Consider the following 24,507-nt stretch of genomic DNA (forward strand, 5'->3'; position numbering starts at 1 on the left):
TAACGAAGGAATCAATGCGTATGAGCGACGGCAGGGCGTTCTGAACCGCCGAGGATGTTGAACAGGATATTCAGCGACAACGCGCTGAGGGTGGCCATGGCGATTCCACTGTGGGTAATCGGGCTCATCCACAACGGCAGTTGGGCGAAGAACTCCGGGCGCACTACGGGAATCAGGCCCATGCCGATGCTCACCGCTACCAGCAACTGGTTGCGGCGGTCGGCGATGTCAGCTTCCTGAAGGATCTTGATGCCGGTGGCTGCGACCATGCCGAACATGGCAATCGCCGCACCGCCGAGCACTGCCGGTGGAATCGATGCCACCAGGTACGCCGCTTTGGGCAACAGGCTGAGCACAATCAGGAACGCGCCGGCCATGATCGTCACCGAGCGGCAACGCACGCCGGTCATCTGCACCAGGCCGATGTTCTGGGCGAATGAGGAGTGGGTAAAGGTGTTGAAGAACCCGGCGAAGAACGACGCGCCGGCATCACACAGCAAGCCCCGACGCAGCATCTTGGGGGACACTTCCTGACCGGTGATCTTGCCCAGGGCGAGGAACATCCCGGTGGATTCGACAAAGATAATCACCACGACCAGGCACATCGACAGGATCGGCGCCAACTCGAACTTCGGCATGCCGAAGTGCAGCGGTGTCACCACCTGCACCCACGGCGCCTGGGCCAGGCCGCTGAGGTCGACCATGCCAATGATGCCGCACAAGCCGTAGCCAAGCCCCATACCGATCAGCACCGAAATGTTCACCCAGAAACCGCGCATGAAGCGGTTGATCAGCAGGATGGTAGCCAGTACCAGCGCGGCAATCGCCAGGTAGATCGGCGAGCCAAATGTGGCTGCCGCGCTGCCGCCGCCGGCCCAGTTCACGGCCACGGGGAATAGCGAAAGGCCGATGGCGGTGATCACGGTGCCAGTCACCAACGGTGGGAAAAAGCGCACCACCTTGGACATGAAGGGCGCAATGATCATCCCGAAGAACCCCGCCGCGATGGTCGCGCCGAAGATACCCTGCAAGCCGATACCCGGCATGCCGGCCATGGCGACCATGCTGCCGACGGCGGCAAAACTGGCGCCCATCATCACCGGCATACGAATGCCCACCGGGCCGATGCCGAATGACTGGATCATGGTGGCGATACCGGCCACCAGCAGGTCGGCGTTGATCAGGAAAGCGATTTCTTCACGGCTCAAGCCCGCGGCCTGGCCAATGATGAGGGGTACGGCGACGGCGCCGCCGTACATCAGCAAGACGTGTTGCAGGCCTACCAGAATCAGTTGCAAGAGGGGCAGCCGCTCCATGGCAGGGGCGGCAGGAATCTGCGGTTCGACTAACTCGGTCATGCAACACCTCGGATCTTTTTTATTTTTGTGTTGTGTGGAACGCAATCTCTAAATCACTACAAGTCCCCGGTGGGATGGGGGCTTGCCCCCGATTGCGGTGGTTCAGTCACTGATGTTTTGAATGACACACGGCTATCGGGGGCAAGCCCCTCCCACATTGGAACTGTGTGAATCTGTCAGTTGGTACGCGCCCCCTGGTTGATCCACGTGCCAATCAAATCCCGCTCCTGCTGGGTCATCTGGGTGATGTTGCCCAGCGGCATGATCTGGCTCGCCACGGCCTGCGCCTGAATGCGTGCTGCCTGTTGCTGAATCTGCGCCGGGGTATCGAACATCACCCCAGCCGGAGCGGTGCTGAACAGCGGGCTGGTGGGCTTGGCCGAATGGCACACGGCGCAACGCTCCTGGATCACCCCATGCACCTTATCGAAATCAATCGTCGCCTGGGCGGGTGCCGGCTCGGCGGCGGGAGCTGCTGGAGCCGCGGGTTTCAAACCACCACCCAACGCCGTTTCAGGCAGTGGCTGGTATTCGATGGCCGCAGGTGCCTTGGCAATCGGCTCTGCCGGTTTTGGCCCAGTGACGTATGCCAGGCTGATCATCGCCAACGCGCCGACCGGTAAGGTCCATGCATACTTCTGGCTGTTGTGACGGGTGTTGAAGTAGTGCCGTACCAACACCGCCGCCACCGCGATACCCGCCAGGATCAGCCAGTTGTATTGGCTGCCGTAGGTGCTCGGGAAGTGGTTGCTGATCATGATGAACAGCACCGGCAAGGTGAAGTAGTTGTTATGGCGCGAACGCAGCAATCCCTTGGCCGGCAGGGCCGGATCAGGCGTGCGGTTCTCGGCGATGGCCGCCACCAGCGCGCGCTGCGCCGGCATGATGATGCGGAACACGTTGCCCACCATGATAGTGCCGATCACCGCACCGACGTGCAGGTAGGCGCCACGGCCGCTGAACACTTTGCTGAAGCCATAGGCCGCCGCAATCAACAGCACAAACAGGATGAAACCGAGCAGGGCAGGGCGTTTACCCAGGGCCGAGTCGCAGAGGAAGGAGTAGATGAACCAGCCGGCGAACAGTGAGCCAATGCCCAGCAATACGCCTTCGGTGCCGCTGAGGCTGCTGCCAGGTGCGAGCAGGTACAGCGTCGGGTTGAGGTAGAACACCACGCACAGCAGCGCGACGCCCGACATCCAGGTGAAATAGGCTTCCCATTTGAACCAGTGCAGGTTGTCCGGCATGGTCGGCGGGGCCAGTTTGTATTTTTCCAGGTGGTAGATACCGCCACCGTGGATCGCCCACAAGTCACCGGCGAGGCCGCTCTTGGGGTTGACGCGGTTGAGGTTGTTTTCCAGCCAGACAAAGTAGAACGAAGCGCCGATCCAGGCGACGCCAGTGATCATGTGAACCCAGCGCACGCTAAGGTTCAGCCATTCCAACAGATGTGCTTCCACAGTCTTTACCTCTCGCCTGTCACCCTTGTTGTCGGGTGATCCGGCCTTCTCTTATTGGTGGGGGGCGAGGATCAACCGCTCATCCTCTTTGAAAAAATGCTCATCGCAGTTATTGCCTGTGCCACTGCGATCAACCACCAGGAAGTCATCCCGCTTTTCGATCGTCAGCACCGGGTGGTGCCAGACGCCGCGATGGTAATTAATGCCCTGCCTGCCGTTGGTGACGAAGGCGCGGACCAAGCCCGATACAGGTGCATCGCCAAGTGGCGCGACCACGATCAGAAAGGGGTTGCCGAGCAGCGGTATGAAAGCCTGGCTGCCCAGCGGGTGTCTTTCCAGCATGCACACGGTCAGCGGCATATCCAGCGCGTCGGCGCGGAAGATGCTGATGATGGCGTTGTCTTCAGGCTGTGCGGTTTCTACCGTTGCCAGCTTGTGAAAGCGCATGGTCGACCCGTTGTTGATCATGAAGTGATCGCTGCCATCGGTTTCGATAACGTCTCCGAAAGGTGCGAAGGCTTCTTTGGTCAGGGGTTCGATCATCAGTGTGCGCATGGCTGTCTTCTTATCCGGATTCTGTGTTGGTTATGCGGTTGCTTGTGGGTGTGATGAACGTGTGTGGTGAGCGGGCTTACCCCGCGCTGGGCTGCGAAGCGGCCCCAACAAGATCACTGCGTTTCTTCTGTGAAAACGCGGTGTCTGCATCCAGGGTCGCTTCGCGCCCCAACGCGGGGCAAGCCCGCTCACCACAACAAGCTACTTTGCCACAGGATTCAGCGTTTACTTGGCGACTTTACCCAGTACACGCAGGCGGCTCACGCCCCCATCCGGGAACACGTTCAGGCGGATGTGAGTGATCGGGCCCAGTGCCTTGATCTGCTCGGCGAAGGTGTGTTCGGCGTGCATTTCCAACTTCTGCGCCGGCAGCAGTTCGCGCCAGAACAGCGATTGGGTTTCGATCTGGCTGTCGGTGCCGCCTTTCACGAAGGCGCCTTGGATCGAGCAGGTGTCCGGGTAGTTGCCCTTGAAGTGCAGGGTGTCGACGATGATCTTCTCGATCTCGCCCGGGTGGCCCAATGCGACGATCACCCAGTCATTGCCTGGTGTACGACGACGAGCGGTTTCCCAGCCATCGCCCATGTTGATGCCACGACCTGGGTTGAGAATGTTGCTCATGCGGCCGAAGTGTTCATCGGAGCACGCCAGTGCACGGCCGCCGTTCAGGGCAGACGCCAGGTCGACCTGTTCGTTGTCGCCCACCGACGACCAGTCGCGGAACGGAATACCGTACACACGCAGACGGGCTACGCCGCCGTCCGGGTAGATGTTGAAACGCAGGTGGCTGAACGCCTGATCGTTGCTGATCTCGTGGTAGTGGTGGCTGTTGCCTTGCAACTCGACGGCCGACAGCACTTCGGTCCACTGGGTGTTGTCATCCGGGTCGCCCGAGGCCAGGAAGCAGGCTTCCAGGGACGCCGACGGCGGGAAGTTGCCGGTGAAGAATGAAGTGTCGATGTCCACGCCCTTGATCGAACCCGGTACGCCCAGGCGGATCACTGCGCTGTCGTAGCCTTCGAAGCGCTTGCGGCGTGACTCCCAGCCGTCCATCCACTTGCCGTTGTCATCGAAAACGCCCTCCTTCCACACGGCCGGGGTCGGCTGGAACAGGCGGTTGGCGTCAGCGAACCAGTCATCGGTCACCGAAAGGATCTTGGTGCCCAGACGGGCGTCGGCCAGGTTGACGAACTTCTCGAAAGGTACGGCGTAAGCTTTCATTCTTCTTGTCTGCCTTATATAGAGTGGCTGGGGATGGTCGTTTAGAGGGTCAGTAAACGGAACAACGCGATCTTGTTGATCTCGGCCAGGGCGCATTTGAATTCGGCGTCCGCCGAGTTGTGAATGCGCGTCTCGAATGCGGCCAGGATCTGGTGCCGGTTGCTGCCTTTCACCGCCATGATGAAGGGAAACTTGAACGTGGCTTTGTAGGCATCGTTCAGCTCGGTGAAGCGCGAGAACTCTTCGGCCGTGCATTGGTGAATCCCCGCGCCAGCTTGCTCATCAGTGCTGGCTTGGGTGAGTTGGCCCTGGACGGCAGCTTTGCCGGCCAGGTCCGGGTGGGCGTTGATCAGGGCCAGTTGACTGGTGTGATCAGCGCTCAACAGGATGTCGCTCATGCGCTGGTGCAGGGTTTCGATCTGGTCGATCGAAGGGTCCTGGCCCAGGTCGAAGGCCTTTTCGGCCACCCATGGCGAGTGTTCGTAGATATCGGCAAAGGCGGCGACAAACTCATCGCGGCTCAAGGTCGATGGCTTCAGGGTCTTGAATGCAGTCATTTGGCCGCTCCCGTGTACGGGTGGGTTTCATGCCAGTGACGGGCGATATCGACGCGGCGGGTGAACCACACGTGTTCATGGCCCTTGGCGTATTCGATAAAGCGCTTCAGCGCAGCCAGGCGCGCCGGGCGGCCAATCAAACGGCAATGCAGGCCGATGGACAACATCTTCGGTGCCTCGGCGCCTTCGGCGTACAGCACGTCGAACGCATCCTTCAGGTATTCGAAAAAGTCATCGCCCTTGTTGAAACCTTGCACCTGGGTGAAGCGCATGTCGTTGGTGTCCAAGGTGTAGGGGATCACCAGGTGCGGCTTGCCGGTTGGGTTGTTCGGTTCCCAGTAGGGCAGGTCGTCGTCGTAGGTGTCGCAGTCGTACAGGAAACCGCCTTCTTCCATCACCAGGCGACGGGTGTTCGGGCCGGTGCGGCCGGTGTACCAGCCCAGCGGGCGTTCGCCGGTCAGTTCGGTAAGGATGCGGATGGCTTCGAGCATATGCTCGCGCTCCTGGGCCTCGTCCATGTACTGGTAGTCGATCCAGCGGTAGCCGTGGCTGCAGATCTCATGGCCGGCCTCGACCATGGCGCGAATCACGTCCGGGTGGCGCTGGGCGGCCATGGCCACGGCGAAGATGGTCAGCGGGATATCGAATTCTTTGAACAGCTTGAGGATGCGCCACACGCCGGCACGGCTGCCGTATTCGTACAGCGACTCCATGCTCATGTTGCGTGCGCCTTGCAGCGGTTGGGCCGAGACCATTTCCGATAGGAAGGCTTCGGACTCTTTGTCGCCGTGCAAAATATTGCGCTCGCCGCCTTCTTCGTAATTGAGTACGAAAGACAACGCGATGCGTGCCTTGCCCGGCCAGTGGGGGTGAGGAGGGTTACTGCCGTAACCGATCAGGTCGCGTGGGTAGTCAGCGCTCACTGCAGTCTTCCTTCTTGTTCGTGGTAGCAAGTGCGTGGCGACCGGTAGAAAAACCTGGTGGCGTCACAGCGATGAGCTGATTGTATACAACTTGATGGTCACTTTGTAAGCCTGTATTTCTGCATTTTTTCCAGGCGGTTGCCACCGATTAGCTTTGCAAGAAACTTGCCTGGTTGGTCAGTAAATGGATGAAAGGGCGTTTAAAAGCAAGGCTTGCTGAGAATTTGCAGTGAGGATAGCTGCGCAAAGTGGTGAGTAAAAGTTTGTAATTTTTATTGTGTACAATTTTTATTAAAAGTGTCTTAATCAGCGCATCGCCGGATTTTGCATGCCCTGTAAAGGTGCGGCCTATTTTCACTCTACTCAAGGGAGCTCCGTTCCATGGGACGACTGACCACACACGTACTCGATGCCGCCCACGGCTGCCCCGGCAGCGCCATCCAGGTTGAACTGTACCGCGTCGAAGGCACGCAGTTGGAGCTGGTCGCCAGCGCCCTGACCAACAGCGACGGTCGTTGCGATGCACCGCTGCTGCAAGGCGATGACTACCGCACGGGTGTTTACCAGCTGCAATTCAGCGCCGGCGATTACTACCGTGCCCGTGGCGTGCAGTTGCCGGAGCCGGCCTTCCTTGATGTCGTCGTACTGCGTTTTGGTATCAGTGCCGAACAGGATCACTACCACGTGCCTCTGCTGATTTCGCCTTACAGCTACTCTACCTATCGCGGTAGCTGAGTCGTCACCTCGCTTCACACCCCCAAAGCTCTTCGTTGGTTTCGCCCGCGCACACAGCGGGCTTTTTTTTGCGCGCAGAAACGTTCAATTATCTAGCGCCTTATTGGCGTGATTGCTCAATAGGCTAGGTGTTTTCCTCGACGAAGACACTGCCGTGACCTCACTTACCGACCCTGATGACGACGCGCTACAGGCCCTGCGTACCCAGCTCACGCTGCGTATCAACAGCAGCCTCCATCCCAGTCGCCTGGTCAATCGACTCGCGCTGGCGGACTTGGGCTGCGCCGAAGCGGCGAGTACCCTCAGCCGTCTTATCAGCGCTGCGCCCCGGGTGCTGCGGGTGGTTCGTGCCGAGCTGCGCAAAGCATTCGAACTGGACCCGGACCGCCTGCTCTTTACCGAACCCAAGCCGCCCGCCGTCGCGCAGAAAACCGACAGCCTGACCGACCGCGCCTTGCGCCTGATGGTGTTGCCGTCGGTGTCGATCAACCTCAATCAGTTCACCGCCCTGAGCGACAAGGACGACCCGAACCGCCGCTTCACGTTCACGCCCCTGGAGGCGCTGCGCCGGGTGATCGCCCTCAACCTGTTTGACCGGCTCGCCCAGGCGCACAACGGTTATTGGCAGGGGTTGGCTGCCGGCACCTGGCTGACGCGTCAGGAGCGTTGGGTGCAGGTGCATCAGCAACTGTTCGCCCACCAGGCCTTCATCGCCCGTCAATTGGACGAGCTGTCGAGCGCCGGGCGGGTCATGGTCCAGGCGTTGGTGGATGCGCCGACGGTGGAGGCGCGCCAGCGTGCGGGCGAGCGTTGGGCCAGTGTGCAAGCGTGCGAGTTGATGTGGCCTGGCGCCGGGCCGCGGTTGATGCCGATCCCTGGCGCCCTGCATATTTATCGTGAGGGCGACCCGATGGGCATGCCCCATGTGATGTATCTGCCGGGCGTGCAGCGCAACTTTTATGAGTACCCCTCGTTCGACCAATTGCAGTGCGCCCTGGTGGCGCTGATCAACGGCGCGCTGTTCGACGACCTGTGGCAATGCCTGCCCCTGCGACGTCGGCACGAGGTGTGTGAGCCGGCCTCGACCGCTGCCGCGGGTCGTGGCGTACGGTTGTCGGGCGATGCATTGGCCTACAGCGCGCAGGCGGTACTGGACGCGCAATGGGAAAACGAACTGGCCTGCGCTGTGTCGATCAACCTCAAACAGGTGTTTTCCGCCACGCCCCAGCCTGCGGTGACGAACGCCACACGCTTTCTCGCCTACATTGAACGGGCACGCCGGCACTGGGTCGGTAAACCACGGCTGGAGCGGTTGCGCCGTGAGCTGCTGGACTGGGACCAGCATCGACGACGCCAGGAAATCATCTTCGCCAGCACCGCGTCGAGCCTGGCGATCAACACGGCACTGCGCCAGGTCAAGCGTTACGAAAAGGGCCTGATGGCGCTGCTCGATCACAGCGACCCGGTGGTGGACACGCCGGCCTGGCTGGAATATGTGGCGCTTGAAGCACAACTCAAGGCCCACGAGGACACCCTGGCCGCACAGGTGCAGGACGCGCAACTGCGGCTGTTCGAGGCGGCGTACTGGGGGGAACGCCCCAGCGGCCAACTCAAGCGCGCGAGCGCTTATATCCTCGGCCTGAAGGACCTGTTGCGCGTTGAAGTTCAACTGCAGCACCGGCTCAAGCGTCTGCGCGCGCCCCATCGAGACCTGCTGCTCGAAGTATTGGAGGCACCGTTGGCCAGCAAGCGCGAGGGCAGTCTTACCCGTGTGCTGTCCGTGCGGGTGGGCGATGACTGGCCGCTGCACAGCGTGTTTGCGGTTACGCGCCAGGCTGCGCTGGATGCTCCCGAGCGGCGAGAACCGGTGGTGCTGTGTGCACTCGGGCGCGAGGGCGGTGTGGCTGGGTTTTCCAGCCTGGGGGAGTTGTCCCGCAGCGTCGAGGCCAGCCTCGGCAGTCGCGATACGTCGCTGTTATGGGGTTACGTCGAGCGACAACAGCGTCAAGCCTTACGCGCACGAGTTGCCGCGCGCACGCTGAAAGTGAGCTATCACGCCATCGACGGCAACCCCCTGCTGCTGGCACTCAAAAGGCTGCTCAAGAGCTATGTTCTGCTGCAGCACAGCGCGAATATTTTCAATGGAATTGAAGACCCTCAACTCAGCCGCCAATTGCTGGCGGTCGAGTTGCATGAGCACCTGCTTGCCCCGGCCAACCAGGCGTTGATCCAAGCACGCGACCATGTTGATCTGGTCCGCAAAGCCGCAGAAGCGAAAAAAAAGCTGCCATCGTGGCTGACTGACGCGACGGCGGCGCAGGTCAACCGCTTCAAGCGTGTGCAAGGTCGTTACCTGAGCAGCGTATTTGCCTATGAAGAGCGCCTCCAGCAGCGCTTGCCCGATGTGCACGCTTTTGCCCGCGACCTGCTGATCGCGCGTTTGCGGGAAGACGGCCTGTACCCGGAGTTGAACATCGACACGCCATTTATCGAAATGCCCGATCAGGTCGATGGCAGGTTTTGTGGCTGGGAAAGCACCTGCACAGTGGGCGATCGCAACGAAGCCCTTACTCCCAGCGCGACGCGCACGCAGTTCAGTCTGCTGCAACTGGCGCTGCACAACCTGGACCCGAAGATGCGGCCCACCTATTGGCGCTTCCGGCACGCCACCTATCTGCAACCGGCATGGAAGCAACGCCTGAGCGTCAGCTACTTGGTCAATATGGTGTCCTCGCTGGACATCGGCGGCCAGTACGAGGCGTTGATCCAGCGCACGTTCCACTCGCCTGACCCGCGTGAGCAGGGGCGCGTTCCGCCACTGTTGAGGCGCGCGTTGGGGGCGGGTATCGACGCCGACCGCTATTCGGCGCTCAGGCAGGGGGTAAGCGAGCAGGGGCTGAGTCTGTTCAATACGGCGATCGGCGCCCGCGCCCCCGAAGATCTGCGCAGAAACGGCCATCACGTGCAGCTCTATGTGGTGCATCTGGCCGGCCACACCCTCCTGCATGATCGCTACATCGCAGGGATCGTGGTCATCCATGACCAGATTTCCCAGGCCTGTGTGGTGTATTGGCCCACCGCGCCGCAGGCAGGCAGCCTTAGCGAATATGCCAGCCTGCAATTGGCGCGCGAGCATCTCAATGGCATGAGTTCGTTGCCCGCGAATGTCACGGCGTTGGCCCGGCACGTCGCGCCCGGTTGGGCGTTCGAAGCGATCGACCACCACGGCCGCAAACCGAGCAAGGGGTCACGGTTACCCGGCCCGTTGGATTTCGTGCCGACTTTCGTCATGTTGCAAGGGCTGTGGCACGTCGCCGAGTTCGTGCGTTCATTCAAGGTCAGGCACCTGGAACCCACGGCGCTTGTCGAGCAGATTGAGCAACAAATCCGTGAGCAGATCGACAGTGATCAGACGAACTGGCTGGTACTGGTGCCGACCGCACACTGGGACGCTCGCGCCCTGTTGTATGAGGCGCGGGTGCTTGAGCAGCAGCGCCGGGCGCAGGCCATCAGCAACTCCGGCAAGACCTTGGAGAAACACCGAGAGCAGCGATTGGAGGAGCGCAGCGATAGCCGTCGGCGTGCCTTGTTGTCGCTTGCCGTGCCGTTCTTCGGCCTGGGTAACCAGCTGTATGAATTGCTGCTGACGTCGCGGCGTTATCACCGCGAGGGCGACCCTCGGGACGCGGTGGCGGTGGCATTTGGTGCGGTGTTCCTGGCAGTTGACCTGCTGCTGACCTTTGTCCCTGGGCCCAAACTCAAACCGGGGAACCTCGCCCGTCCGGGGCTGCGCTCGATAGGCACGGGTCTGCACCGCCTGCATCGCGCAGCGTTCTCGGAGTTTGGCCAGGTCGCGCACGTGCCCAAGTTGCCCGGTGCGGGTACGGCGCTCAAACCCCTGGAACGCTTTCGCGTCCAGGGCCTGCCCCAAGGCGCGATCGCCTTGAAGGGGGCGGGTGAAAAAGGTGTCTACGTGAAGCGCGGCGAGCATTTCGTGGTGGACGGAACGCATCACTACCCGGTCTACCGCCGCGAGGGTGAAGGTTTTTTCCGCCTGAAGAGCAAGGACGCGGCGGGGCAGGATGAATTAATCCTGACGCTGCACGAACCCGGCGAGTGGCTGCTGGGGGCGGACGCGCCGGTCGCCGGCCCGAGCTCGGCAGTACTCAATCCGTGGCGCGCGGCTGCCACGCAGTCGGATTGGCAACCACCGGTGGTACCCACTGCGACCCGGGAACGGATTCACCGCTCAAGCGTGGCGTCCCGTCATTGGTTCGATTGGCGCCTGCACGGCGCCGATGATGTGGGCGTCGGGTCCTCGGTGAACGGCGTGTTTCATGTACACATGGATCCTCCGGGATTCCCTTACGATGCCATCTATGTCGGGAGCCGCTATGACACGCCGACGCAATCGGCTATTGGCTACTACCGGTTGTTGCATCAGGGTGAGCACGTGCCCTTGAGCGACATGGCCTTTATTTCCAGGAACGAGCCGCTGGTGTCCAGGGCTCGCGTTGATATTGAACACTGGACCAGCAGCGGCCTCGATGAACAGCCGATTCCTGTGTCGCGTACGTCAACGGGCGAATGGCAGCTGCATGCGCCGCTGTTCGATGGGCCATTGGAGCCGTCGGTCGAAAGGGCGTTCCCGACGCTGACGAGCAGCAGCCGAACCTTTGCGGTGGCAAGGCTGATCGAGTTGGCGGACTCATCCCGTTCAGTCACCGCCAGCCATCTGCTTAACGTGCGCGCAACGCTGGACAGCTGGTTAACCCCAAGCCCCGTGCAACTTGGCCAGACCGATGACCTACTGCGCATGCTGCGACCCACCGAACGGTACGGCGGCTATACCTATATCGGATTCGAAGGCCGGGCGCCGGGCTTCACACGCGTTGACTTCACGCCCACTATCGCGCTTGACGAGGTGCTCAAGGCCGGCGGCGCGCAGCATTCGGCTCAGAGGCAGATTGCCCAGGGTGCAGCCACCCGCGCGACGCTGGAGCAGCAGGGCTTCAGGGTGCAGGAGTGGAGTGTAAAGCGCGGCACGGTCCGCAGTCCCGAGTGGCTGGTGACCCACCCCCAGTCAAACGCGCTGTACTACATCACCTTCCAGTGGTTGGATCGCGGCAGCATCTTGCTCAGGTCAAAGCTCACCCACGCATGGTTCAATCAAGCCATCAAACAACATCGGACTTCCGCCATGGCCGCGTCGGTCCGGGAGGCGCTGAGCGAACAGCGCCTCGTGCGGATGATGGCCGGCATTCAATGGCCGAGGCATGGCAATCGCCCGCCCACGGTGTATTTCGTCAAAGTGAGCCCGCGCGAGCGTTGACCAGTGAAATAACGCCGGCACCACCGAACAGGCTCGCGCTGATGCGGTTGAACCAGCTCTGGCCCGCGCCGCTGCGTAGGTACCGCGCAGCGCCATGGGCGCCGAGGCCGTAGGCGAGCTTGCAGGCCAGGTCGAGCAGAGTCCACGTGGCGATCATGATCAGCAGTTGCGGGAGGAAGGCGTGCTGGCTGCTGAGAAATTGCGGCAGGAAGGCGGCGAAAAACAGGATGTCCTTGGGGTTGCTGGCCCCGAGCACAAAGGCCCGGCCAAACAGCGCGCGAAAGCGCGGCACTGGCGCAGCCTGGGGCACTGTCGCGCCCTGGGAAGGCTGGCGCGATTGCTGCCAGCTCTGCCACGCCAGGTAGAACAGGTACAGCGCGCCGACGATCTTCAGCGCGTTGAACACCTTTTCCGACGCAAGCAGCAATGCGCCCAGGCCCAGCGCCGAAGCGCTCAGCAGACAGATCGAGGCAAACACCCCGCCCAGAAACGCCGGGTACGAGCGGCGCAGGCCGTAGTTGAGGCTGTTGCTGATCATCAGCAACGACAGCGGCCCCGGGATCAGGATCACTACCAGCGCAGCGCCGCTGAACAGCAGCCAGGTTTCCAGACTCATTGCTTGCTCCTTGTTATAGAAAGACGAACTTGGCGATAAAAATCACGCACAGCACCCAAAGGCTGGCGGAAATCTCGCGGTATTTTCCGGTGCCGGCCTTGAGCGCCACGTAGGTGATAAAGCCCAAGGCGATGCCGTCGGCCACCGAAAATGTCAGCGGCATCATGATCGCGGTGACGATCGCCGGAATGCTGTCGGTGGCCTCATCCCAATTGATGTGCGCCATGCTCGCCATCATCAGCATCGCCACGTAGATCAGCGCACCGGCGGTTGCGTAGGCCGGAATCATACCGGCCAGCGGCGCGAAGAACATCGCCGCCACGAAGAGGACGCCCACGGTCACGGCAGTCAGCCCGGTGCGACCACCTGCGGCCACCCCGGCGGCGCTTTCCACGTAGCTGGTTACCGGTGGCACACCGACCATGGCGCCGAACACGCTGGAGGCGCTGTCGGCCTTGAGGGCGCGGGACAGATTGTCGATCTTGCCGTCAGCCTTCACCAGCCCGGCCCGTTGCGCAACGCCCATCAGCGTGCCGGCCGTGTCGAACATGTGCACAAACAGGAAGGCGAACACCACGCTGATCATGCTCACATTGAACACACCCTTGATGTCCATCGCCATCCAGGTCGGCGCCAGGCTCGGCGGGGTGGAGAGGATGCCGTTGTAGTGCACCAGGCCCAAGCCCCAGCCGGCCAGGGTTACGGCGATGATGCTGATGAGAATCGCGCCGAACACACGGTGGTAGCTGAGGATCGCGATGAGCAGGAAGCACACGGCCGCCAACAGCGGCGCCGGCTCATGCAGCGAGCCGAGCTTGATCAGCGTTGCCGGGCTTTCGACGATGATGCCTGCGGTTTTCAGGCCGATCACACCGAGAAACAGGCCGACCCCGGCGCCCATGGCATGGCGCAGGCTGACCGGGATGCTGTTGAGCAGCCATTCCCGCACGCGTGAGAGGGTCAGGCCCATAAACAATACCCCGGAAATAAACACCGCACCCAGCGCGGTTTCCCAGGTGTAGCCCATAGTGCCGACCACGGTGTAGGTGAAAAACGCATTCAAACCCATGCCGGGCGCCAGCCCAACCGGCCAGTTGGCGTACAGGCCCATCAGCAGGCAACCGAGTGCGGCGGCGATGCAGGTAGCAACGAACGCCGCGCCGTGATCGATGCCGGCGTCGGCCATGATGTTGGGGTTGACGAAGATGATGTAGGCCATGGTGATGAAGGTGGTGAGGCCGGCGATCAGCTCGGTCTTCACTGTGGTGCCATGCAGGCGCAGCTTGAACAGGCGTTCCAGCCAGCCGTTCGATGAGGGGGCAAGGTCCAGCGTCGGGGCTTCGGATTTGCGGCTATCCACAGCGAGTACTCCTCAAGAGTTTTATTGTTATTTCCAGCGCCGGTCACATGAGTGGGCAACAGCGCTTTGAGGTACTGGCGGGCTTTGTTGACCAATAGGTCAAGAACTCGCACGAAGCGAATTATGCTTTTGTATACAAAGAAAGCAAATAATGTTTTCTATTTTGTGTGCGAAAGAGATGAAAGGCAACTCGTGAGGCAAGCGGGCTCGCCACAACCGGCCCGTTCGCCACAGGGGTTACGGCTGACCAGACAGTGCCTGGTTCACCGCCAACCATCCATTCACAGCCTCTTCCCCGGCTTCATTGAACGCTCGTTGCAACAGCTTCACCTGTTCACGGCGCAATGACTGCTCAAAACGCAGCCCTTCCTCGGTCAATTCCAGCAAGCGTTTGCGCTTGTCGGTCTCGGACGCGACGCTGTCGACCAAGTGCATTTCCTGCAATTGGCGCAGCGGAATGTTCAGCGCCTGTTTGCTCACACCGAGCAACTCCAGCAGCTCTTTCACGCTCAAGGCCGGGTAGCGCGAGATAAAAAACACGATGCGCTGGTGCACTCGACTCAGGCCTCGACGTTCGAGCATTTCGTCAGCCTTGGCGGTAAATGCCTGGTAGCCGAAGAAGAACGCTTCCATGGCCTGTTGCTGGCTGTTTTGGTTTTTAAGGTCAAGCATGTTGACGTATCCGCTCAAGCTGTCGTAATTTCGGTCAACCAGTTTGACGTATTTCCCACAGCCTTCGCTAGCGGTGACCTCCATGGCCTTCTCCGAACGTGTTACGCGCCTTAAAAGCTCCTTGATCCGTGAAATCCTCGCCGCAGCCCAGCGTCCGGAAGTGATGTCGTTCGCCGGTGGCCTGCCGGCCGAAGCCATGCTGCCTGCGCTGAACTGGGATGACATGCCGCTAAATATCGGCCAATACGGCATGAGCGAAGGCGAACCACACTTACGTGAATTACTGGCCGCCGAGGCGCGAGCGCTGGGCGTGCCGTGCGAGGCCAGCCAGGTCATGGTGGTCAGTGGCTCCCAGCAAACCCTGGATCTGGCGGCCAAGCTGTATATCGACAAAGGCACGCAGGTTCTGCTGGAAGGCCCGACGTACCTCGCGGCGTTGCAGATCTTCCAACTGTTCGGCGCCGAATGCCTCACTGTCCAGTTGGAAGCCGACGGGCCGAACCTCAGCGCATTGCGCGCCAGCCTCGAACGCCATCGCCCGGCGTTTATCTACCTGATCCCCACGTTCCAGAACCCGTCGGCCGTGCGCTACAGCGAGGCCAAGCGCGAGGCGGTCGCCGCGTTGCTCGATGAGTTCGGTGTGACCCTGATCGAAGACGAGCCTTACCGCGAACTGACCTTCGACGGCGGCAGTGCGCGCCCCATCGTCAGTCGCCTGCAAAGGGCCAGTTGGATCTACACCGGCACTGTGTCCAAAACATTGTTGCCTGGCCTGCGGGTCGGCTACCTGATCGCCAGCCCGGACTTGTTCCCGCACCTGCTCAAGCTCAAGCAATCGGCGGACCTGCACACCAACCGCGTAGGCCAATGGCAGGCGATGCAATGGATCGGCAGCGAAAAATACCAACAACACCTGGTGGAACTGCGCAGTTTTTACCGCCAGCGCCGCGATGCATTCCAGGCCGCGCTGGAGCGCCATTTTGGCGATCTTGCCGACTGGCAAGTGCCCCAGGGCGGATTATTCTTCTGGCTGACCTTGAAACAGCCGCTGGATACCCGCACCTTATTGGCCCAAGCGCTGGGCCAGAACGTTGCGTTCATGCCCGGTGAACCGTTCTTTTCCGAGCCGGACCAACACCTCGGCTCGTTGCGACTCAACTTCAGCCATATCGACCCGGCCCGCCTGGACGAAGGTCTCAAGCGCCTGGCCGCGGTGGTCCGTCAAGCACAGCACGCGCAAGCGGCATAAGGGGAGCCCCATGTATAAGGTTTATGGCGATTACAAGTCGGGCAACTGCTACAAGATCAAACTGATGCTTAACCTCTTGGGCGTCCCGTACCAATGGGTGGATGTGGACATCCTCAAGGGTGACACCGAAACCCCCGAATTCCTGGCCAAGAACCCCAACGGCAAAATCCCCGTGCTGGAACTGGAAGACGGTACTTGCTTGTGGGAATCCAACGCGATCCTCAACTTCCTCGCCGACGGCAGCGAGTTCTTGCCGATCGAACCGCGTTTGCGCACGCAAGTGTTGCAATGGCAGTTCTTCGAGCAGTACAGCCACGAGCCCTACATTGCGGTAGCGCGGTTTATTCAGCTTTACCTGAACATGCCAGAGGATCGCCTTGAGGAATACAAAACCACCCACAAAGGCGGCTACAAGGCATTGCGGGTGATGGAGCGTCAACTGCAAACCACGCCCTATCTGGTGGGCGAGCAGTATTCGATTGCCGATATCGCGCTGTATGCCTACACCCATGTGGCCCATGAAGGTGGTTTTGATTTAGCGCCGTACCCGGCTGTGCAGGCCTGGTTGAAGCGCGTGGCCAGCCATCCCAAGCACGTGGCAATGCTGGACTGACAGGCTATGGATTTGGGGGCGATGGCTGCTCGGGCGCCAGCGCGGTGAAAGGCAATTGGCGCGCAGCGAGTGTGTAAAGCCATCGCAGGCCTGTGTCAGAGCGCTGGGATAATCGCGTCAGGCCCATGATCCAGGCCACTTCTGCGCGGGATACCTTCGAGGGGGCCTCCGGGTGTGCCTGGACGTTGCGCAGTGTCAGCAACGCCAAGCCGATGGTCCAGACCATGAACCGACGAATACCTGGATGCCTGGCTGGGATCAGCAACGCAAACTGCAGCGCTCGCTGTAAGTGAGCGTTGGCGGTGCCAACCATTTGCCTTACAACTTGGACATGCTTGGGATCACGGACTCCGGCCTGCAAAACGCAAGGCTGCAGATGATATTCGGCCAGTAGATCCTGCGGCAGCCAACAAACTCCCCGGGAGCGATCCTCCCACTGATCCTTGAGAATATTGGTCAACTGCAACCCGGTGCCGAATGAACGTGCCAGGTGTTTCAGGGTTTCGCGTTGCGTTGACAGTTGCGGCTCAAAGTCGATGAAAAACTCGGTTAGTGTCTCTCCGACAACGCCCGCTACGTAATAGCAGTAGCGGTCCAACTCCGTGCGTGTAGCCAATCCCTGTAGACCGGCCTTGTCCTGAAACTCGGCCATCCCTGTGGTCATTATGTTCAGGCAATCAAGGATCGCCCTTCGCTTGGCCGGATTGAGCGTGTCGTTAACGGCCAATATCAAAGGCATATGTCTGATCAGCTCGCGCTCGGCTGCAAGGGTTTGCTCCGTCAGGTGCTGAGTCAATTCATCGCTCAGGCATTTTGCGTCCCCCTGGCCACTGATCACCTCAAAATACCGACGTTGGTAATAGCGTTTTTGAGCGGACGTGAGACCGGGTTCGTCTTCTATCGTGTCTGCCATTCGGCACAGCAGATAGGCATTAGCTACTGCCGGGCGAAGTTCGGCCGGCAATTGAGGAATGGTCAAGGCAAACGTGCGCGATACCTGGGGAAGGATTTCATCCTGGTACGCGAAAGGCGCGCGGGGATTTTCCATCATGGCCTGCAGTCGCCAGTCTTCCAGCCGACAGGCCGGGTGAGCGAGGATGGCGTTGAACCAGGCGGTCAACGCTTCGGGCGCGGTGTCGACCCACTGCTGCAAGGCCGGGATTTCTATCCAGCGCCATTCAGAGGCCTCGGTTGGGTTGGCCTGCGGTTCGCCATCAAACGTGCCGATATAAATATGATCGAACTCATGCTCGATCAAATTCCCTGGGACGCGGGCCTGGTAGGTCAGCGTCATGACCTCACGCAAAGGGCAGGCCAAACCCATCTCTTCACCGAGCCGTCGATGGGCTGCGTGTTCAGTCTCTTCGCCGGGGCGCGGATGCCCGCAGCACGTATTCGTCCATAGGTTCGCGGAGTGATATTTGCCAGCAGCGCGCCGTTGCAGGAGCAGCCGACCTTTGTGGTCGAATATGAAAATGGAAAACGCTCGGTGCAGCAGCCCTTCACGGTGCACCTGCAGCTTTAAACCAGTACCGATTTGACGATCGTTCCCGTCCACCAGTATCAGTGTTTCTTCCATGTCTTAAATCTCGTGTTGTGCGCCGGTGGGGTCCGATTCAGTTTGCTGAAACGCGCCAGTGCCGGCAGGGAAAATACACGGCATAGCCGTGATAGTGCATCAGCCGGGCAGTGTCTGGCTCAGGAGCTCAAAACACCGCTGGGCCGCCGGGCTCAGCCCCATCCCGCTTCGACTGATCAACCCGATCTCCCTGTTCACTCCGGGATGATCGATGTTGATGCGTTTCAACCCTTCCAGACTGTCCGCCGCCGACTCCGGCAGCACACTGATTCCCAGCCCCTGGCGCACCAACGCCAGCACCGTCGACATGTAGTTGGCCTCCATGCCGGCGTTCAGCGTCAGCCGTGTTTCATCAAACAGCGCATCCACGTGCTCACGCACACTGCTGTCGCGCCCGGTGAGGATGATCGGCTGGTCTGCCAATTGCTCCAAGGTCAACTGGCGATGGTGGGCGAGGGGATGATCCAGCGGTACAAACGCACACAACCGATCATTCAGCACCGGCAGAAAATCCAGTCCATGGCTGAGTCGTGCACGTACGCCGATGCCAAAATCCACTTCCCCTGCGCGCACCTGGGCATGAATGCGGTGGGCGACCAGGTCATGCAACCGTACTTCGATGCCGGCGAAGCGTTCGCGAAACAGGCGCAAGGCCGGCGGTAAAGTGCCAGCGCACACTGAGGGCAGGGCGGCGATGGTGACCACCCCTCGGCGCAGGGCGGCGAGGTCGCGCGAGCCGGTGACAATGTTGTCCAGGTCCAGCAGCAATTTTTCCATGGGGCCACGCGCCTCATGGCCGGCAGCGGTGATGCTGACATGGCGCGGGCTGCGGTCGAGCAGGGTGACACCCAGCCAATCTTCCAATTGCTGAACTTGAACCGTGAGTGCCGAAGGCGACAGATGCAGCTCATTGGCCGCCTTGGTAAAGCTGCCGGTACGGGCGACTGCGAGGAAGGCTTGAATATGCTGGATGCTATTTTTCATAGGCGCGGCTTCATTTTGTTTTTCCGAACATACGGTGGTGAATATTCCAATTTACAAAGAGTAACGCGCTTCCAATACTCCAGGGAAAACAATAACCGGCCAAAAAGGCCGTTCTGGAGTAACCCATGCTCGCAACCCTGGGTGTCATTACCATCCTGTGCCTGCTCGCTGCCGTCATGAGCAAACGCCTCTCACCACTGGTGGCCCTGATCGCCTTGCCGATCATCGCCGCGCTGCTCGGCGGGTTCGGCCTGCAAACCAGTGCCTTCATCATTACGGGGATCAAGAACGTCGCCCCGGTGGTGGGCATGTTTGTGTTTGCGATTCTATTTTTCGGGATCATGACCGATGCCGGCATGCTCGACCCCATCATTGATCGCATCCTGCGTACGGTCGGGACGCGTCCAACACGCATCGTCGTCGGTACCGCGACCCTGGCCCTGCTGGTGCATCTGGACGGTTCCGGCGCGGTAACGTTTTTGGTCACGGTGCCCGCGATGCTGCCGCTGTACACGCGGCTGGGGATCGACAAACGCATCCTCGCCTGTGTGTGCGCTATGGCCGCCGGCGTCAACTTTTTGCCCTGGACCGGACCGGTGCTGCGCTCTTCGGCAGCGTTGCATGTGCCCGTGGCGGACCTGTTCCAACCGCTGATCCCGGTGCAGATCGTCGGCCTGATCTTTGTTTTCGCCTGTGCCTGGTGGCTCGGCCAGCGTGAAGAAAAACGCCTGGGCCTGGGCGCTGGCTCCAGCGTGGATGCGATGCCGCAACGGGTGCTTAGCGACGACGACATCAAGCTGCGTCGGCCGCGCCTGTTCTGGGTCAACCTGATCCTCACTGTGCTGGTGATGGTGGTGATGATTGCCGGTTGGGTCGACCCGGTGGTGATGTTCATGCTCGGCACCGTGGTGGCGCTGTGCATCAACTACCCGAATGTCGACGCCCAGCGCGCCCGCATCGACGCCCATGCGAAAACTGCCCTGACCATGGCCAGCATCCTGCTCGCCGCCGGGGTGTTCACCGGCATCATGCAAGGCACCGGCATGCTCAAGGCGATTGCCGAAGTGGCGGTGGCGCAGATTCCGGCCGGCCACGGAAAGCTGATCCCGGCAGTCGTGGGCTTTCTGTCGATGCCGCTGAGCATGTTGTTTGACCCCGATTCCTACTATTTCGGCGTGATGCCGGTGATCGCCGAAGTCGGCAAGGCCTTGGGCGTCGACCCGCTGCAAGTGGCCCAAGCCTCGTTGCTGGGCGTGCACACCACCGGTTTCCCGGTCAGCCCGCTGACCCCTGCGACCTTCCTGTTGGTGGGCCTGTGTAAGATCGAATTGGCCGATCACCAGCGCTTTACCATCCCTTTTCTGTTTGCCGCGTCAGTGTTGATGACCCTGACTGCGTTGCTCCTGGGAGTGATCTGAGATGAAAACCTTGCGTATCGGTTCCGGCGCCGGCTACTCCGGCGACCGTATCGAACCTGCCGTGGAACTGGCCGAACACGGTGACCTGGATTACCTCGTGTTCGAATGCCTGGCCGAACGCACCATCGCCTTGGCGCAACAGGCCCGTATCAGCGATCCACAGGGGGGCTACGATCCGTTGCTGAGTGAGCGCATGCGCCGCGTGTTGCCGTTTGTTGGAAGGCAGACCGCGCGTCGTCGCTTGCGCGTGATCACCAATATGGGCGCGGCCAACCCGGTGTCGGCGGCGCTTGAAGTGCGGCGGATTGCCAGTGAATTGGGGTTGAGCCTCAACGTTGTAGCTGTGGTGGGTGACGACGTGTTGTCAGTGTTGCAGCCCGATCACGTGCTCGATAACGGACAGACCGTTGGCTCACTGGGTGAGCGGTTGATTTCCGCGAATGCCTACCTGGGTGTCGACGGCATTATCGATGCGTTGCACGCCGAGGCGGACGTGGTGATTACCGGGCGCGTGGCAGATCCGTCGTTGTTCCTGGCCCCGCAGATGTTTGAGTTCGGTTGGACGGCGGACGATTGGCTGCGCCTGGGCCGTGGCACATTGGTCGGGCATTTGCTGGAGTGTGCAGGGCAGGTCAGCGGTGGTTATTTTGCCGATCCTGGTTTCAAGGATGTGGACGATTTGGCGCGCCTGGGTTTCCCGTTGGCCGAGATCGATGCCGACGGTGAGGCCGTGATCACCAAGGTTGCGGGCTCCGGCGGGCGGGTCAGCCGCGCGACGTGTACCGAACAACTGATCTACGAAGTGCATGATCCGGCGGCGTACCTGACGCCGGACGTGACGGCGGACTTTTCCCAGGTGGGGTTCGTCGAAGAGGGGGTTGATCGCGTGCGTGCCCAAGGGGCCAATGGCCGTGCGCGACCCGAGCAACTGAAGGTCAGCGTCGGTTATCTCGACGGCTGGATCGGTGAGGGGCAGATGTCCTACGGCGGCCCGGGTGCAGTCGCACGGGCGCAACTGGCGCGGGATGTCGTACTCAAGCGTTTGGAACTGATGGGTGTGAAGATGCAAGACCTACGCGCCGAACTGATTGGCATGGACTCGCTCCACGGTCCACGCAGCAGCGTAGAGCCCTGGGAAGTGCGTCTGCGCGTGGCGGCGCGTTGTGAAGACCGAGGGGACGCGGTGCGCGTCGGTAATGAAGTGGAAACCCTTTACACCAACGGCCCGTCCGGCGGCGGCGGTGCCAGTAAAAGCGTACGGCAAGTGGTGGCGGTGGCCTCGTTGCTGCTGCCCCGAGACGCGGTCAGCCCGAGGATCGAAGCATGAAACTGCACACGCTGGCCCATTCCCGCACCGGGGATAAGGGCGACACCTCAAACGTCTCAATCATTGCCTATCGCGCCGAGGATTATCCGTTGCTGCGTGAGCAGCTCACGGCCGAGCGTGTGGCTGCGTACTTCGCCGGGCTGTTGGAGTCGGGTGCGGCACCGGTTCGACGCTATGAATTGCCGAACGTGCAGGCGTTGAACTTTGTGCTGCCGGGGATTCTGCGTGGCGGGGTGACTCGCTCGCTGGCGCTGGATGCGCACGGCAAGTGCCTGGGCTCGGCGCTGCTGGATCTGGAATTGATAACACTGGACTGAATGTGGGAGGGGGCTTGCCCCCCCGATAGCGGAGTGTCAGCCGGCTAATCCAGTGACTGACACTCCCTCATCGGGGGCAAGCCCCCTCCCACATTAGTTTTGCGGTGTTTGTCAGATCGCGGCAAACCGCTTATCGAGGTAATCGATGATTACCTTGGAGTCATACATCCAAGTGGTCTGGCCGTTTTCTTCGATGCGCAGGCACGGCACCTTGATCTTGCCGCCTTGCTCCAGCAGGGTCTGGCGGTCCTGCTCGTTGTTCTTCGCATCCTTCAGCGCCACCGGCACATTCAGGCGGTGCAGGGTACGGCGGGTCTTCACGCAGAACGGGCAGGCGTGGAATTGATACAGGGTCAGGTCCTTGGCCGCTGCGTTCACCTGCGCCTGTTGTTCGGCAGGGCGCTGCTTTTTGCGCGGACGGGTAAGTAAGTCGCCGGCGATGATGACGTGGCCGAGGCCCACTCGAAGTGCTTTGACGAACATGGCTGAAACCTCTTGCCCATGAAGAAGGGGCCGCAGCTTACCTTAATTCTGCAGGCGAAAAAAAACCGGCGATGAACGCCGGTCTTTTTCTGCGCAGCCTATTACTTGATCAGGCTGAGGAACTCGCTGCGAGTGGCCGCGTTTTCGCGGAACTCACCCAGCATCACAGACGTGATCATCGACGAATTCTGTTTCTCCACACCGCGCATCATCATGCACATGTGCTTAGCTTCGATCACCACCGCCACGCCCAGGGCGCCGGTCACTTGCATCACGGCATCAGCGATCTGGCGGCTGAGGTTTTCCTGGATCTGCAGGCGGCGCGCATACATGTCGACAATCCGCGCGACCTTGGACAGGCCCAGCACTTTGCCACTCGGGATGTACGCGACGTGGGCCTTGCCGATAAACGGCAGCAGGTGGTGTTCGCACAGCGAGTACAACTCGATGTCCTTGACCAGCACCATTTCGCTGTTGTCGGAGCTGAACAAGGCACCGTTGGTGACTTCTTCCAGCGTCTGCTCATAACCGCGGCAGAGGTACTGCATCGCCTTGGCGGCACGTTTTGGCGTGTCGAGCAGGCCCTCGCGGGAGACGTCCTCGCCGAGTTGGCCGAGGATCTCGGTGTAATTCTGTTCCAGGGACATGAAACTACCTGTGGGATTTTCGCAAAGCGCAAGGTTACGGTGGCGGACACATCGCTGCAAGCCTGACGATGTCACTTGTTACTCGTCACGGCCTTCCATCATCGTACGCTTGAGCATCACATACACCGCCCCCGCGCCGCCGTGGCGGGCCTGGCAGGAGGTGAAGCCCAGCACCTGAGCGTGTTGGCGCAGCCAGGTGTTGACGTGGCTTTTGATCATCGGTCGCTTACCGTCCAGCCGCACGGCTTTGCCGTGGGTGACGCGTACACAGCGGATTTCGAATTTGGTGGCTTCAGCGAGAAAGGCCCACAGGGTTTCGCGGGCTTTCTCCACGGTCATGCCGTGCAGGTCGAGGCTACCTTCGAAGGGGATCTGGCCGACCTTGAGCTTGCGCATCTGGCTTTCCTGCACGCCATCGCGGGCCCACATCAACTCGTCTTCGGGGCCGACGTCGATCACGAATTGGTCCGACAGGCCATCCACGGTGGTGGCATCGGTGCGCACGGTCGCGGCCTGGCGCAGTTTGGCGATTTGCGCCCGATCAGCCTTGGGTTTGCCGGTATCGGCGCGGTCGTGCTTGATCGGCTTGACGCCGCGCAGCTCGTTTTTGAACAGGGGAAAAATCGTCGTCTTGCATGTCGGCCTCCGCGAAGGGCGGGCAGTTTACCTAATTCGCGGCGGCCGGGCGCAGGAAACGCTATCCAAGCGCCATCAGTCGTGTTTTTTCATCAGGTGTGCAGCGATATTCAGTGATAACGGCTGGCGCATTTTCCGACGGCTACGACGCCACAACCACACGCCCAGCCACAGCACCAGCACGCCGATGCCCAGCAGGAGGGCAGAGCCACCGGGGCTGGCATTCAGTTCGCCAAGGGCCGGTGAATGACCAAACAAGCCGGCGCCACCAGCGCCCGCAAGCAACAAACCTACAATCGCCAGCAACGCGGCAATGCCGGCCACCAGACGCAGACGCCAGTTACTCGGGCCCTTTGGGCGCAAGCGACGAGCGTCAAAACCATCGGATATCTTCATTCCGACCTTTCCTCCAGGGTATCGGCCCTTCGACCGGAAGATACGCAGCTTGTTCCTGTACCCGAGGCA

General features: G+C 60.8%; 21 protein-coding genes and 1 pseudogene. 7 read left to right on the forward strand and 15 right to left on the reverse strand.

Annotated features, from left to right (window positions below; translation table 11 throughout):
• Positions 1-11 precede the first annotated feature (11 nt).
• The 6 genes from ACVWXD_RS04325 to puuE all read right to left on the reverse strand — a co-directional run bounded on the left by ACVWXD_RS04325 (position 12) and on the right by puuE (position 6,074).
• A complete protein-coding gene (locus ACVWXD_RS04325) occupies positions 12-1,358 on the reverse strand; it encodes a nucleobase:cation symporter-2 family protein (RefSeq protein ID WP_032887997.1) in 1,347 nt (448 codons plus the stop codon).
• A 176-nt stretch (positions 1,359-1,534) separates the two neighbouring features.
• Positions 1,535-2,818 (reverse strand): urate hydroxylase PuuD, encoded by a 1,284-nt coding sequence (locus ACVWXD_RS04330; RefSeq protein ID WP_032887999.1) that lies wholly within the window; start codon positions 2,816-2,818, stop codon positions 1,535-1,537.
• A 51-nt stretch (positions 2,819-2,869) separates the two neighbouring features.
• Entirely contained in the window at positions 2,870-3,373 is a 504-nt protein-coding gene (locus tag ACVWXD_RS04335) for an ureidoglycolate lyase (protein WP_027603915.1), read from the reverse strand.
• Between the two features lie 225 nt (positions 3,374-3,598).
• Complete coding sequence (gene alc / locus ACVWXD_RS04340; protein WP_032888001.1) at positions 3,599-4,594, reverse strand: allantoicase; 996 nt, start codon at positions 4,592-4,594, stop codon at positions 3,599-3,601.
• A 41-nt stretch (positions 4,595-4,635) separates the two neighbouring features.
• Positions 4,636-5,151: a 2-oxo-4-hydroxy-4-carboxy-5-ureidoimidazoline decarboxylase gene (uraD, locus tag ACVWXD_RS04345; RefSeq protein WP_032888003.1), complete on the reverse strand. Its 516-nt coding sequence runs from the start codon at positions 5,149-5,151 to the stop codon at positions 4,636-4,638.
• Entirely contained in the window at positions 5,148-6,074 is a 927-nt protein-coding gene (puuE, locus tag ACVWXD_RS04350; RefSeq protein ID WP_032888005.1) for an allantoinase PuuE, read from the reverse strand. The genes uraD and puuE overlap by 4 nt, the downstream gene beginning before the upstream one ends.
• A 381-nt stretch (positions 6,075-6,455) precedes the next feature.
• Between puuE and uraH the strand changes: the two genes are divergently transcribed.
• On the forward strand, positions 6,456-6,809 hold the full coding sequence (gene uraH / locus ACVWXD_RS04355; RefSeq protein WP_032888007.1) for a hydroxyisourate hydrolase: 354 nt from the start codon (positions 6,456-6,458) through the stop codon (positions 6,807-6,809).
• A gap of 154 nt (positions 6,810-6,963) precedes the next feature.
• Positions 6,964-12,141, forward strand: coding sequence for a dermonecrotic toxin domain-containing protein (locus tag ACVWXD_RS04360; RefSeq protein WP_457370711.1), 5,178 nt, complete (start codon positions 6,964-6,966; stop codon positions 12,139-12,141).
• On the opposite strand, the gene ACVWXD_RS04365 is transcribed toward ACVWXD_RS04360, so the two are convergent.
• From ACVWXD_RS04365 to ACVWXD_RS04375, 3 genes are all read right to left on the reverse strand, one after another.
• Positions 12,116-12,757: a LysE family translocator gene (locus ACVWXD_RS04365; protein ID WP_032888012.1), complete on the reverse strand. Its 642-nt coding sequence runs from the start codon at positions 12,755-12,757 to the stop codon at positions 12,116-12,118. The two genes, ACVWXD_RS04360 and ACVWXD_RS04365, sit on opposite strands and share 26 nt — an antisense overlap.
• Positions 12,758-12,770: 13 nt before the next feature.
• A complete protein-coding gene (locus tag ACVWXD_RS04370) occupies positions 12,771-14,117 on the reverse strand; it encodes an NCS2 family permease (RefSeq protein WP_032888014.1) in 1,347 nt (448 codons plus the stop codon).
• Between the two features lie 237 nt (positions 14,118-14,354).
• Positions 14,355-14,789, reverse strand: coding sequence for a MarR family winged helix-turn-helix transcriptional regulator (locus ACVWXD_RS04375; RefSeq protein ID WP_032888098.1), 435 nt, complete (start codon positions 14,787-14,789; stop codon positions 14,355-14,357).
• 82 nt (positions 14,790-14,871) lie between these two features.
• On the opposite strand from ACVWXD_RS04375, the gene ACVWXD_RS04380 reads away from it, so the two are divergent.
• On the forward strand, positions 14,872-16,038 hold the full coding sequence (locus tag ACVWXD_RS04380; RefSeq protein ID WP_181643229.1) for an aminotransferase-like domain-containing protein: 1,167 nt from the start codon (positions 14,872-14,874) through the stop codon (positions 16,036-16,038).
• Positions 16,039-16,048: 10 nt separating this feature from the next.
• Positions 16,049-16,651, forward strand: coding sequence for a glutathione S-transferase family protein (locus tag ACVWXD_RS04385; protein WP_032888018.1), 603 nt, complete (start codon positions 16,049-16,051; stop codon positions 16,649-16,651).
• A gap of 4 nt (positions 16,652-16,655) precedes the next feature.
• Here ACVWXD_RS04385 and idi read toward each other — a convergent pair whose 3' ends face one another.
• Both idi and ACVWXD_RS04395 read right to left on the reverse strand, forming a co-directional pair.
• Complete coding sequence (gene idi, locus ACVWXD_RS04390; protein WP_260366360.1) at positions 16,656-18,230, reverse strand: isopentenyl-diphosphate Delta-isomerase; 1,575 nt, start codon at positions 18,228-18,230, stop codon at positions 16,656-16,658.
• A 99-nt stretch (positions 18,231-18,329) separates the two neighbouring features.
• A complete protein-coding gene (locus tag ACVWXD_RS04395; protein WP_122754405.1) occupies positions 18,330-19,214 on the reverse strand; it encodes a LysR family transcriptional regulator in 885 nt (294 codons plus the stop codon).
• Positions 19,215-19,339: 125 nt separating this feature from the next.
• Between ACVWXD_RS04395 and ACVWXD_RS04400 the strand changes: the two genes are divergently transcribed.
• Genes ACVWXD_RS04400 through ACVWXD_RS04410 form a run of 3 tightly spaced genes read left to right on the forward strand, consistent with a single transcriptional unit; the run spans position 19,340 to position 22,276 of the window.
• A complete protein-coding gene (locus ACVWXD_RS04400; protein WP_122756975.1) occupies positions 19,340-20,632 on the forward strand; it encodes a CitMHS family transporter in 1,293 nt (430 codons plus the stop codon).
• Between the two features lies 1 nt (position 20,633).
• Positions 20,634-21,959 (forward strand): acyclic terpene utilization AtuA family protein, encoded by a 1,326-nt coding sequence (locus ACVWXD_RS04405; protein ID WP_032888023.1) that lies wholly within the window; start codon positions 20,634-20,636, stop codon positions 21,957-21,959.
• Entirely contained in the window at positions 21,956-22,276 is a 321-nt protein-coding gene (locus tag ACVWXD_RS04410) for an AtuA-related protein (RefSeq protein ID WP_260366361.1), read from the forward strand. The genes ACVWXD_RS04405 and ACVWXD_RS04410 overlap by 4 nt, the downstream gene beginning before the upstream one ends.
• A 111-nt stretch (positions 22,277-22,387) precedes the next feature.
• On the opposite strand, the gene ACVWXD_RS04415 is transcribed toward ACVWXD_RS04410, so the two are convergent.
• The 4 genes and pseudogenes from ACVWXD_RS04415 to ACVWXD_RS04430 all read right to left on the reverse strand — a co-directional run bounded on the left by ACVWXD_RS04415 (position 22,388) and on the right by ACVWXD_RS04430 (position 24,438).
• Positions 22,388-22,759, reverse strand: a complete 372-nt coding sequence (locus ACVWXD_RS04415) for a glutathione S-transferase N-terminal domain-containing protein (RefSeq protein ID WP_032888027.1) — start codon at positions 22,757-22,759, stop codon at positions 22,388-22,390.
• Between the two features lie 101 nt (positions 22,760-22,860).
• Positions 22,861-23,406 (reverse strand): GTP cyclohydrolase I FolE, encoded by a 546-nt coding sequence (folE, locus tag ACVWXD_RS04420; RefSeq protein WP_083357562.1) that lies wholly within the window; start codon positions 23,404-23,406, stop codon positions 22,861-22,863.
• Between the two features lie 78 nt (positions 23,407-23,484).
• Positions 23,485-24,043 (reverse strand): annotated as a pseudogene (locus tag ACVWXD_RS04425) (Smr/MutS family protein).
• A gap of 74 nt (positions 24,044-24,117) precedes the next feature.
• Positions 24,118-24,438, reverse strand: coding sequence for a hypothetical protein (locus tag ACVWXD_RS04430; protein ID WP_032888031.1), 321 nt, complete (start codon positions 24,436-24,438; stop codon positions 24,118-24,120).
• Positions 24,439-24,507: the final 69 nt, after the last annotated feature.

The organism is Pseudomonas sp. TE3911 (assembly GCF_054062775.1).

Bases quoted from the DNA above. Each gene is read 5' to 3' on its own strand.
- ACVWXD_RS04385 (WP_032888018.1), top strand. From the start codon at position 16,049: ATGTATAAGGTTTATGGCGATTACAAGTCGGGCAACTGCTACAAGATC.
- ACVWXD_RS04335 (WP_027603915.1), bottom strand. From the start codon at position 3,373: ATGCGCACACTGATGATCGAACCCCTGACCAAAGAAGCCTTCGCACCT.
- ACVWXD_RS04365 (WP_032888012.1), bottom strand. From the start codon at position 12,757: ATGAGTCTGGAAACCTGGCTGCTGTTCAGCGGCGCTGCGCTGGTAGTG.
- ACVWXD_RS04395 (WP_122754405.1), bottom strand. From the start codon at position 19,214: ATGAAAAATAGCATCCAGCATATTCAAGCCTTCCTCGCAGTCGCCCGT.
- ACVWXD_RS04325 (WP_032887997.1), bottom strand. From the start codon at position 1,358: ATGACCGAGTTAGTCGAACCGCAGATTCCTGCCGCCCCTGCCATGGAG.
- ACVWXD_RS04380 (WP_181643229.1), top strand. From the start codon at position 14,872: ATGGCCTTCTCCGAACGTGTTACGCGCCTTAAAAGCTCCTTGATCCGT.
- ACVWXD_RS04415 (WP_032888027.1), bottom strand. From the start codon at position 22,759: ATGTTCGTCAAAGCACTTCGAGTGGGCCTCGGCCACGTCATCATCGCC.
- ACVWXD_RS04405 (WP_032888023.1), top strand. From the start codon at position 20,634: ATGAAAACCTTGCGTATCGGTTCCGGCGCCGGCTACTCCGGCGACCGT.
- folE (WP_083357562.1), bottom strand. From the start codon at position 23,406: ATGTCCCTGGAACAGAATTACACCGAGATCCTCGGCCAACTCGGCGAG.
- ACVWXD_RS04430 (WP_032888031.1), bottom strand. From the start codon at position 24,438: ATGAAGATATCCGATGGTTTTGACGCTCGTCGCTTGCGCCCAAAGGGC.
- ACVWXD_RS04410 (WP_260366361.1), top strand. From the start codon at position 21,956: ATGAAACTGCACACGCTGGCCCATTCCCGCACCGGGGATAAGGGCGAC.
- uraD (WP_032888003.1), bottom strand. From the start codon at position 5,151: ATGACTGCATTCAAGACCCTGAAGCCATCGACCTTGAGCCGCGATGAG.
- ACVWXD_RS04400 (WP_122756975.1), top strand. From the start codon at position 19,340: ATGCTCGCAACCCTGGGTGTCATTACCATCCTGTGCCTGCTCGCTGCC.
- ACVWXD_RS04375 (WP_032888098.1), bottom strand. From the start codon at position 14,789: ATGCTTGACCTTAAAAACCAAAACAGCCAGCAACAGGCCATGGAAGCG.
- alc (WP_032888001.1), bottom strand. From the start codon at position 4,594: ATGAAAGCTTACGCCGTACCTTTCGAGAAGTTCGTCAACCTGGCCGAC.
- idi (WP_260366360.1), bottom strand. From the start codon at position 18,230: ATGGAAGAAACACTGATACTGGTGGACGGGAACGATCGTCAAATCGGT.
- uraH (WP_032888007.1), top strand. From the start codon at position 6,456: ATGGGACGACTGACCACACACGTACTCGATGCCGCCCACGGCTGCCCC.